This is a genomic window from Hymenobacter terricola (assembly GCF_017921975.2).
Taxonomy (GTDB): Bacteria; Bacteroidota; Bacteroidia; order Cytophagales; family Hymenobacteraceae; genus Hymenobacter; species Hymenobacter terricola.
Genome location: NZ_JAGEMO020000154.1, coordinates 1 through 9,933 on the forward strand (window position 1 = coordinate 1; position 9,933 = coordinate 9,933).

Here is a 9,933-nt window from a genome sequence, read left to right on the forward strand (position 1 = left end):
AGTACGGCCTCCACGAACAAGCGCGTGTCCTTGGCCGTCACGCCGCAGGCATTCGCTTGGCCCGGCAAGAGTGGCGAAAGGCGTTGCCAGTGCGGGTCGGTCAGGAATGTGCGGTCTTTTTGCATCTTCAAAGCTACCTTAATTGTTCACACGTCCTAGTTGACATTACATACGAGAAGTCACGTCTCTTTAAAGTATTAAACCACGTCATACTAACCCTCTGCCAGCACGCAGCTACTACGGAACTGGCAGCTTTGCTGACAGCTTACTACCATCCAGACGCTGATTGGGCACCACGTGATTCCATCCTATTCATCTTACCCAATGCTAAGGACGGAGTACTATACTGTGCGAAGGGGGAGTTGGCGCTGCACGAACAGGATAATGTCGTTGCAGTGCCAGTTTTGGTGGATATGGCTAACCGGGCATTGAGTCAATTGCATGTGCTCAGGGGAACGCCGGGTCAGATTACGCCAGTGCCAGAAAGGACAATAGGCTTTCCGGTATTGCCACTCGGACGCGATTTTGAGCGGGCGGTTTCTAGCTTCTATAATTTCAAGAAGCTCAGGCAACTGGATGTACCTGCGGTGACTGCGTTGTGTCCGTTTAACCTTAATCAACTGCCATTACAGGCGTTGATGTTAAAGGAGCTGCAGGTCACATTTCCCATTTATACAAGCCTGCAAAACAAAGGAGCTTACCCAAGTCCCCGTCACGTACTATTCTGGCAAGGTAGCAGCAACACCTCGGAAATGGAAGGTGACGCACTCGCCTACATTTTTGAAAAAGCCGGGGTGAAACTAACTGTATTGGTAGAGGGTACTGCGACAAAGCAGGACTTTATTGACGCTTACCATAGCCCCGATTATGATATCATCTGGGTTTCTTCGCATGGGGAAAGGGGATACTACGAGCCCGATAATTCCAGCTTTGCCCTATCTCATACCGAAGCAGTAAGCCTCGCTGAACTCGCGGCGATTACAGTTCAGCAACCTCACGTTCGGCTGTTGTTCCTAAATGTGTGCGAGGGTGGGGCCAACACTCAAATTGGCGAGTTTCTAAACGTGGGCTTTGGTCATATGTTAACCAGCCATAATCAAGACGTTCTCTCGCACTTATGGATGGCTGACTCTTTAGTGGCTATGCTGCTTGGTGCTTTGGTTGCGGAGGGTTTATGCCAGCCGGGGTCGACCTATTTCAGTGCTTATCAAACAGCATTGCTCACCTTAATTTCTGGAGAAGCAAGCATCATTGATAAGCTTGCTGCACTAGAGCCAGAAACACCGCATCCAGCAATTACGGCGTTGATTGATAGGCTACAGTACAGTTCGAATGCTGACTTGTCCAACATTTTAAAATGGGGCAGCGCCGTGTATTTCACCTGATGTTCGGCGATTCTTCTAACTAGCTTAGCTGCACTACTTTTCACCTGCCCCCTTCGTGCTATTAGCATGTATTGCTTATTTACAGCTTAACTATCAGCTGCAGCTCACGTCATGATACCGACGCCCACGAGCAGGAAGACCACGCCACTCAGCCCAAGCTCGCCCCGTTCGCTACTCCGCTCAGCCTACGCGACACCCTGAAGCTGCTGGCCCAACAGACGCCGTGCACCGCGACGGCTGTTAGGACGATGACTTTGCTCGCCTCATGACCGTCCACCACGCCGGCGCTCAGCGCCTGGCCGCCGTGGAAATTGCCAGCGGCAAAGACTCCACCCTGCGCGCCCTGGCCCAGCACGTGCTAAAAGGCCACGGACGCGACAAACACGTCCTCACCCTGGCCCTCACCAAGCAGCCGCCCAAAGACCAGGAATACTACCCTGGCAATGCCAAAGACCCGTTCGTCCGCCGCATTGCCACCGCGCTGGCGTCCTTGCGTCAGCCCCAACCACGCCGGCCCCCTCGACACTGACTTCGCCACTCTAATGCAGGTGCACCACCAAACCGGCGTATCCTTAGCCCAGGTGGAACTGTCTTTCGGAAAAATACCCGAGCTAAAGGACGCTGCCCGCCGCATCATCCGCGACGAGCAAGCCGAAATCAAGCAGTACCAACGCTGGCTGAAGGTGCACGCGACAGGCTCCACCAAATAACTGATTGGCATACGCCGCGGCTACCTCGGCTTCGCCCACCACTCCCGGTCCACCAAGCCCAGGCTTGTCAGCTTCTCGCGCACCCACACCACACACTCAGGTGAGCGCATATTATCAGTGGTCAACATGTAGCGCATCAACTGCGTCATGCCATTCAACAGATAAACATTTCAATTTAATTACCTGAAGCCTGCTCGGCACTACCTTCGCTGCGCGTGTCATTTGTGACGGTGTTGAAGCTCAACGGCGCTGACGACCGCGAAGTGGTTATCCACATACATGATTTGTAGATTCACCGCTATTCTCGCCTCGCCAACACGCATCAGCATAACGCGACACAAAAACTCGGATTATAGATGCCGCCTACCGCTCTCATTGAACCACTGCCTACCCTGGGTCGCAAGCCCGAGCACCCTTCCCTGGGCCGCTGCGATTTTCTGGCTCGGGCGCACGTGTGGCCGCCTACCAACGCCATCGATTCGCGGCAGTGGCTCAAGAACTTTGTCTCGAAAGAAGAAAAAGCTGTGGCTCACGACTTGCTACGGGGCTTTTTGGTGTTTTCTGAGCGTATGACGCGAGAGCTATTTCGCAGCGCTATTCAAAAGATTATGCCCCACGTAGTCGACTTTAGCCTCCCAGCCGCTGAGGTGCAAGCGGCGTGGCGCCAGGCGGTAGAACGCATGCTCATTGTGCCGGTGCGGGGCGAAACGCCAAATCTCACGGACAGCGGATTTGGATATGCTCGCCTGTTTCGCGATGTATTCGGCTTGCGGCAGAGCCAGTTTCTACCCATTACTCAGGTAGTTTCTCGCACCATGGGTGCGGTGGCCCCCGCGCCCATTGTCGTATTCGTAGATGATTTTGTGGGTTCAGGTGAGCAGTTTATCAAGCTCTGGCAAGCACAGCAGGAGCAAGCGCAGCACGGCTGGGCCTTTTCCTTCGAAGAAGCTGCGCCTTCCGGCGCTGCCCAATTCTTTTACTGTCCGTTAGCGGCCAGCTCTTACGGTTTAGCGGCTATCGAACAAGTTTGTGGCTCGCACGTCACGCTATGCCCGGCCCACGTAGTGTCGGCTGAGTACAATGCGCTCAGCCCTTCCTACCGCTTCTGGTCCTCTACCGACGTGCAGCAATCCGGGCCTGCTGTGCTGGCTAATATTGCCCGGCGGGTGGGCATGCCCGCCCACGACAACCACCATGTCGATGACTGGCGAGGTTACCATCGTCTAGGCCTAGGCTTGGTGCTCGGCGATGCAATGCCTGATGCCTGCTTGGGCGTATTTCGATTCAATCAGCGCGGCTGGCACCCGCTGTTCAACAAAGCCGGCTAGCTTATGTCAGACCTCTCCCCTGCCCCTATTAAGCAGCTTGCTTCCGCGCCTCCGAGTGTACAGGAACAGCTCACGCACCTTTTTGCCCACAAAGCGGAATGGCTCAACCAAGAGCTGTATGACTTGTTTCATTCGCCGGGCTACTTTCCCGAACTCAAGCGCAACCAGTCGTGCGTACTCATAGGGGGACGGGGCACGGGCAAGACAACAGTATTACGCGGGCTGTCCTACGAAGGGCAGAGCAAGATTACTAGCAAAGAGGTAGCCAGCTTGGAGTTCATTGGCATCTACTACAAAGTTGATTCCAACCGGGTCAGCGCCTTGATGGGGCTGGGACTTTCCGATGAGCAATGGCAGCGCCCGTTCGCGCACTACATCAACTTGGTGGTGTGCAGCCTCATTTTAAAAATGCTGTCTTGGTACGAACAACAACCCCATAACACCGTCTTGCGGCTCCATGATGCAGCATGGCAGCGCTTTCAAGAGTCGCTGGCCATCGCTCAACCAGCCTCACCCCTACCCGGCACGGCCTTGACGGTTGAAGAGTTGAGCCACGTAGTCGAGCTTGCCATCACCCGATTTGAAGTGTATGTCAACAATATCTTAGATGAGCAGGTAGCGAAACCTACTTTTTCCATGCTGGGCGCGCCGCTGGACAGCCTGATGAGTGCGCTGAATACCCTATCCCCCTTCCAAGGCAAACCCTTGTTTTTGCTGTTGGACGAATACGAGAACTTCGCGAACTACCAACAGCAAATTGTCAACACCCTCATAAAGCAGTCGGCGGGCCGTAACTACTGTTTCAAAATTGGGGTGCGGGAATTGGGCTGGCGTGTAAAGCATACCCTAAACGGCCAGGAGCTACGGGCGCCCAGTGACTTTCGCCGCATTTCCATCAGCGACAATATGAGTGGGGCCAAGTTTCGCAAGTTTGCCGAAACCGTGTGCAACCGCCGTTTGGCCAAGCTGCAGGTCTCGATGGATGGCAAACTCACCGTGAAGCGCCTGTTGCCGGGGCCTACCAACTTAGAAGAAGCTAATTTACTGGGGATTAACCCGCTGGTTAAAAAAATATTGAACACCTCGGCTAGCTCGTTCTCAGAAGCGGAACAAGCTCGACTGCACGCGCTGCCGCCCATGCTGGTGTGGTTTGCTCACGAGTGGGAAACGCGCAAAGGCGCTTCCGGTAAACTGGCCCTGACTGACTTACTCAACAAGGGGGAAAAATGGGAGAAGCGATTCGATAACTACATCTACGCCTCGCTGTTTGCCATTCGTGAAGGCAAATCCGGCATCCGTAAGCATTACGCAGGTTGGGAAACGTACGTGCTGATGGCTGGGGGCAACATTCGCTTCCTACTGCAGTTAGTCGAAGCCGCGATTCGACTACAAGTTCAGGCCACCGACAGCCTAGACAAAATCGTGAGCTACGAGCACCAGACTCAAGCCGCGATTATGATTGGGAGCAGCAACCTGCTCGAGTTGGAAGGCGTGGACGTGAAAGGCGGCAAAATCATGAAGATGCTACAGGGGCTGGGCCGCGTGTTCCAAATCTTTGCCGACGACCCCTTCGGCCGCGCCCCAGAGGTAAATCAGTTTTCGGTACCGGAACTCAACGGGGAACTTCACGGTACGGCCGCGGAGGTAGTGCCGGTGCAGGAGCTGCTGGAAAGCGCGTTTAGCTACCTGGCGCTGCAAAGGGCACCCTCCAATAAGTTAAGCAAAGAAGCCTCCCGAGGCTTCGATTATTCCATTCACCCCATTTACAGCGCCTATTTCCGTTTTAGTCATCGTCGCAAGCGCAAGACACTGCTCTATGCGTCGGAGATTCTGGGATTAATTAACAACCAGAAAACGACCAGCGACGAAATCATTGCCCGCACCAAAAAGGCTAAACAAGACGCGCAGAGTGTCTTGCCGCCAAAAGAAAAGCCGTCCCAGACCGGCCAACTGCCTCTCTTTAGCTCTTCTACCATCTAAGCCGTGTCGCCCGAATCCGAGGCAGCCTCGCTGTCATCTTTTGAATTATTCAGCCAGCGCATAATTCCCACTTTTACCTACGATGTGCCCGCGGACTTTGTGCCGCAGACGGGCAGCGCGTACCTATACGGTAGCACCGACGAGCGTCGCGCTGGCCACTTGGCCGCACATCTGGCCGGGGCTGGTTTCACCACCGTGCGTCTGGCCGAGGGAGAGCCCAACATGTTCACCGTGGAACTGGCCGAGCACATATACGTCGTCAACCTATACAGCGGGGGCCAGCAAGATAGCCTCTGGGCGCTGATGGCTGCACCCGTGGTGTACCTTGACCTTACTGGCCTGCCGCACCACATCTGGGCGCCGCTGGTGGCCAGCGCCCACCGGGCGGGCCAGCACCTGCAGGCCATTTACGTAGAGCCTGCTAATTACCAGCGCTCGCCGGGCGCCGACCAAGCGTATGATTTGAGTGATGGCATTGCAGGCATAAAGCCGCTGCCGGGGTTTGCCTCCCTACAGCCTACAGGCGACAATGTATGCTACGTGCCGATTCTGGGCTTCGAGGGAGCCCGTTTCAGCTTTGCCACCAACGCCGTGGACCCGCCACCCAACAAGACGTTTCCGGTCATCGGGTTGCCCGGCTTCCGGCCGGAATATCCGTTTGAAACCTACGTGGCCAACCAGCGCCCGCTGGAAAGCGAGAACGGACAAATGCTGGTAAACATTCAGTACGCTGACGCCAGTTGCCCCTTCTCGGTGTACTACGTGCTCGAGGCCCTAGCTGCTAAGCACCGCGACGACATACTGAAAGTGGCCCTGCTGGGTACTAAACCCCACGCCTTAGGCGCTGTGCTGTACGCCATGCACGCAGGGCCCGGCAAGGTGGAGTTGGTATATGACCATCCCATCCGCAAGCAGGGGCGTACATCGGGCATAGGGCGCATATACGTGTTTCACGTGACGTTTTTTATCTCCCTTGCTGCCCCCACTCTCGCACGCGCATGACGTCCCGAGCCAAAGACTTTGATCAGTATTTTACCCCTCCTGAACTTGCAGCTACGCTGATTCAGGCGGTGACCGTGGCCCACCCCATTCGCGTAGGCGACTTCGCGGCCGGCCACGGTGAATTACTGCGGGCAGCCGAGAACCGCTGGCCAGCCACCAAGTGCATTGCCTTGGACATCGACCCGGAAGTAGTATTGCAGTTGAAAACTAGCCATCCGACTTGGCGCACTCGCTGCTGTGATTTCACCGATGAAGCTGAGCGTACCCGAGCGATGCTAAGCCGGGGCCGTGTATTACAAATGCCGGTTATCGTGCTCAATCCCCCGTTTTCGTGTCGAGGTGGCTCTTCGCGCCGGGTCCCAATAGCAGGCCAAACCACGCGGTGTAGTCCGGCGTTAGCCTTCATCGTAGACGCGCTAAAGCACTTGCAAAGCGGCGGGCAATTGGTGGCAATCGTGCCCCACGGCGTGGTGCAGGGCGAAAAAGACGCCACGGCCCGGGGGCTGCTCCGCCAGTACTACGGTATGGAGGTGGTCGAACTTTTTGCCCGCTCTGCCTTTGCAAAGTGCACGCCACGCACGGCCATTATCCGCCTCACGGCCGGCTTGGCACCGGCGTCTGTTGTTGTGGCAGAAAGCTCACAGCGCCCGGAAGCAAACGTTCTTACGGCCAGTTTGCTCCGGGGCCGACAGTCTAATACGCTTGTGCTGCATTCGCGCAAACGGAACTTGTTACCCTTTATTCACACCACTGACTTGGGCCAGGGCCTTTTACACAGAACGCGCAAGCAGATTGCACCCTCCGACTTGCCACAGGCGTACGGACCGGCCGTGCTCCTGCCGCGCGTAGGAAAGCCTACTGCAGATAAGATTGTGCTGTTTCCAGCCGGCGCCATTGCTATATTGTCCGATTGCGTGTTCGCCCTTGAATGCGGCAGCGAACAGGAAGCCGAGCAGTTGCAATCCTTGCTCATCAGCGAGTGGCCAAAAGTAGAGGCGGCGTACGGGGGAACCTGTGCCCGGTTTATCTCTGTAGAAGGGTTGCGCAAGCTTTTGCACGGCTTGGGCTGCTACATTCTCCCATACGGGCAGCGCATCCAGGAATTCCGTGTATGTGCTGAGCCGGCTGAACAAATGCTCTCGTCCGTTATAGTTTAATATAGCCTTTTCTTCTCAGGGCCAGTTAATTATGATGTAACTAATTGCAAAGGGCTGGCTTGCCGCTCTAAGAACTGAGCAAACTCTTCTTGCACTACAGCATCAGTAATTTTCAAGTATCGGTGCAGCATCTTATAATCCTTGTGACCGGTGATGCGCATGAGGGTTTCTGGCCGCATCCCTCCTTCTAGGGCTAGCGTAACGAAGGTACGGCGGGCCGTGTGGGTGCCAATCAGTTCATACTTAGGCCGTGTGGTAGCCACACGCTCGCTGCCCTTGTGTTGACTAGTGGTGGTCGCCGTATCGATGCGCGCCAGCTTGCCCAACGTTTTGAGATGGGCATTGGTTTTTTGATTGCTTATGACGGGCAGCGCCCGGCCATCCGCACGACCTGCGTAGCGCTTAATAATTCCTTGGGCTAGCGGCGACAGGGGCACTTTCAACAAATCGCCCGTTTTCTGCGTGGTGAGCACCAGCGAATCTTTGGTGATTTGTTCTGCTCGCAGCGCCGACACGTCGGAGAAACGCAGGCCCGTCTCGCACTCGAACAAGAAGATGTCGCGGGTCTGTTGCAGGTATGGGATATGGGCCAGCGGAAGGGCGGACAGGCGCTCTTTCTCAGCAACTGTGAGGTAGACTACCTCTGGCGCTACTGCTTCCATTTTGCGAAAGCGTTTGAAGTGGGAATATTCGTGCAGCTCCTGCTCGAATGTTTGCCCGAGAAACACCTTAAGGTTCTTCACTTGATTGTTGACGGATGCATTACCCAAGGCCGCGATCTTGAGCAAATAGCTTTTGAAAGCTTCGCAAAACGCGACGTCTAAGGAGGCAAATTCCAAGCGAAGCCGCCGCAGCTTCGAGTAGGCAATCAGGTGCTGCCGCAAGGTATTGTATCCCTTAATAGTGGACGGTGCTCGGTCGCGTTTCGCCGACTCAATCCACGTATCCAAGTGTTCCAGCAGCCCCGCTGGTTGCTGGGCTTGCTTGCCGGACGTGAAGCGAGCTGCCACGGCGCGCAGGTCGTCAACCGTGGTCACTTTCCCTTTCGCCGTGAGTTGGAGATGGGTCTCCTCAAGCCCTTCGGCCAGCTTCTTCAACAAGTGGTTGGCATCAGAAAAGCCCGTGTAGTTGCGCCGGTACTTTTGGGCTTTCGCGTCCCATTGTTCGGGCTTGACTGTTAGGGTGGGCAAATAGATTTTCTTACGCTGCCCTTCCAGGTAACAGGCGGCATAGAGGGCCGTTTCACCCGCTGATTTGGCATCGGTTAGATAGTACTTGGTCCGTAGCATTTTCTATATAAGGAAGTGAATATACGAAGGTACTCGCAGGGCGGCCACGGGACAAGTCACGGGACAAAACTTCTGAGCATACCTAATCACACCCGGTCCTAACCAGAACCAAAAATGCCATTACAGCCAGCTGAGAGGCATTTAACAACCTTCTGTAACGGGCAACAACCAGAAGTAGGTAGTCCTTACACGACCACTTAAAAGGCCCTCTGCATTACGCAGAGGGCCTTTTTTATTGGTGTAGTATGCAATGAGTATGCAGCCGGTAAGAAGGGTGCCAAAAGGCGTTGAATTCGGCTATTTTCTAGGCTAGAACAACCTGTCCAAATTTTTTTGGCGAAATCAGCAGAAAAAAATCACCTTTTTGCTACCTCGACCCTATAAGCTGAAAAAACACCCCAGCTTATGAACATCCCGCTCACTCCAAACGAACTTAAGACCATTGCTGAACACCTTTGTGCTCTTATGGTCCCCCGCTTTGATGCGCTGGTTCAACAAACCTCAAAAGCCTCTCGTCCATCCGTTGCTGTGCTAACCGTGAAGGATGTAGCGGAACAATTGCAGTTCTCCGAGAAGACCATACACAAGTACATAGGAGAAGGGCGACTGAGCGCCAGCAACCTTGGCACCGCTGAGAAGCCCGTGTGGCGGATGAGCCAGCAAGCCGTCCAAGACTTTTTGGCTGTTTGATTTCAACCAGCCATTCATGCTCGTGTTCGACATCTACCGCCAACCATTTTTATCCCCTAAAGAGTATAAAGACTTTTTAAACCACTCCAGGGGTTAAATTGGCTGCCTCACTATACATCCATCTTCACCTATTTCAAAACCACTCGGCAACGGTGGAATAAAGCTGCCTTCGCAACTGGGGTGCAGAGAACTACAACGCAAGCACCATAGCAGCCCGACGAGCGTCACCCCAGACCTAGGTGTATAGTCCCAGGGTGAGCTGGGTGGGGTCACGACTGAAGATAGTAGGATTTTTCTGCCACTGGGCGCAGATAAACTCGTGCGGGGTCAGGCCACGCAGGCGTTTGAGGCGTTTGGCGTGATTGTAGGCCAGCAAAAAGGCTTGCAAGTGT

The 9,933-nt window shown here is 54.8% G+C and carries 9 protein-coding genes; 8 read left to right on the forward strand and 1 reads right to left on the reverse strand.

The features are described 5' to 3' along the window. Positions 1-362: 362 nt before the first annotated feature. The 7 genes from J4G38_RS27770 to J4G38_RS27800 all read left to right on the forward strand — a co-directional run bounded on the left by J4G38_RS27770 (position 363) and on the right by J4G38_RS27800 (position 7,562). Positions 363-1,385, forward strand: coding sequence for a CHAT domain-containing protein (locus J4G38_RS27770; protein ID WP_226164049.1), 1,023 nt, complete (start codon positions 363-365; stop codon positions 1,383-1,385). 265 nt (positions 1,386-1,650) lie between these two features. Continuing rightward, a complete protein-coding gene (locus J4G38_RS27775) occupies positions 1,651-1,914 on the forward strand; it encodes a hypothetical protein (protein ID WP_210522151.1) in 264 nt (87 codons plus the stop codon). A gap of 13 nt (positions 1,915-1,927) precedes the next feature. Continuing rightward, positions 1,928-2,095, forward strand: coding sequence for a DUF305 domain-containing protein (locus J4G38_RS27780; RefSeq protein WP_210522152.1), 168 nt, complete (start codon positions 1,928-1,930; stop codon positions 2,093-2,095). 452 nt (positions 2,096-2,547) lie between these two features. Further along, positions 2,548-3,423 carry a phosphoribosyltransferase-like protein gene (locus J4G38_RS27785; RefSeq protein ID WP_210522153.1) on the forward strand — a complete coding sequence of 292 codons (876 nt, stop codon included), beginning with the start codon at positions 2,548-2,550 and terminating at the stop codon, positions 3,421-3,423. 3 nt (positions 3,424-3,426) lie between these two features. Continuing rightward, complete coding sequence (locus J4G38_RS27790; RefSeq protein ID WP_210522154.1) at positions 3,427-5,403, forward strand: ORC-CDC6 family AAA ATPase; 1,977 nt, start codon at positions 3,427-3,429, stop codon at positions 5,401-5,403. A gap of 3 nt (positions 5,404-5,406) precedes the next feature. Next, positions 5,407-6,405 carry a hypothetical protein gene (locus tag J4G38_RS27795; RefSeq protein ID WP_210522155.1) on the forward strand — a complete coding sequence of 333 codons (999 nt, stop codon included), beginning with the start codon at positions 5,407-5,409 and terminating at the stop codon, positions 6,403-6,405. Continuing rightward, on the forward strand, positions 6,402-7,562 hold the full coding sequence (locus tag J4G38_RS27800; protein WP_210522156.1) for a DNA methyltransferase family protein: 1,161 nt from the start codon (positions 6,402-6,404) through the stop codon (positions 7,560-7,562). Before J4G38_RS27795 ends, J4G38_RS27800 begins: the two co-directional genes overlap by 4 nt. 29 nt (positions 7,563-7,591) lie before the next feature. Here J4G38_RS27800 and J4G38_RS27805 read toward each other — a convergent pair whose 3' ends face one another. Next, a complete protein-coding gene (locus J4G38_RS27805; RefSeq protein WP_210522157.1) occupies positions 7,592-8,851 on the reverse strand; it encodes a site-specific integrase in 1,260 nt (419 codons plus the stop codon). Positions 8,852-9,256: 405 nt separating this feature from the next. On the opposite strand from J4G38_RS27805, the gene J4G38_RS27810 reads away from it, so the two are divergent. Continuing rightward, a complete protein-coding gene (locus J4G38_RS27810; RefSeq protein ID WP_210522158.1) occupies positions 9,257-9,541 on the forward strand; it encodes a helix-turn-helix domain-containing protein in 285 nt (94 codons plus the stop codon). Positions 9,542-9,933: the final 392 nt, after the last annotated feature.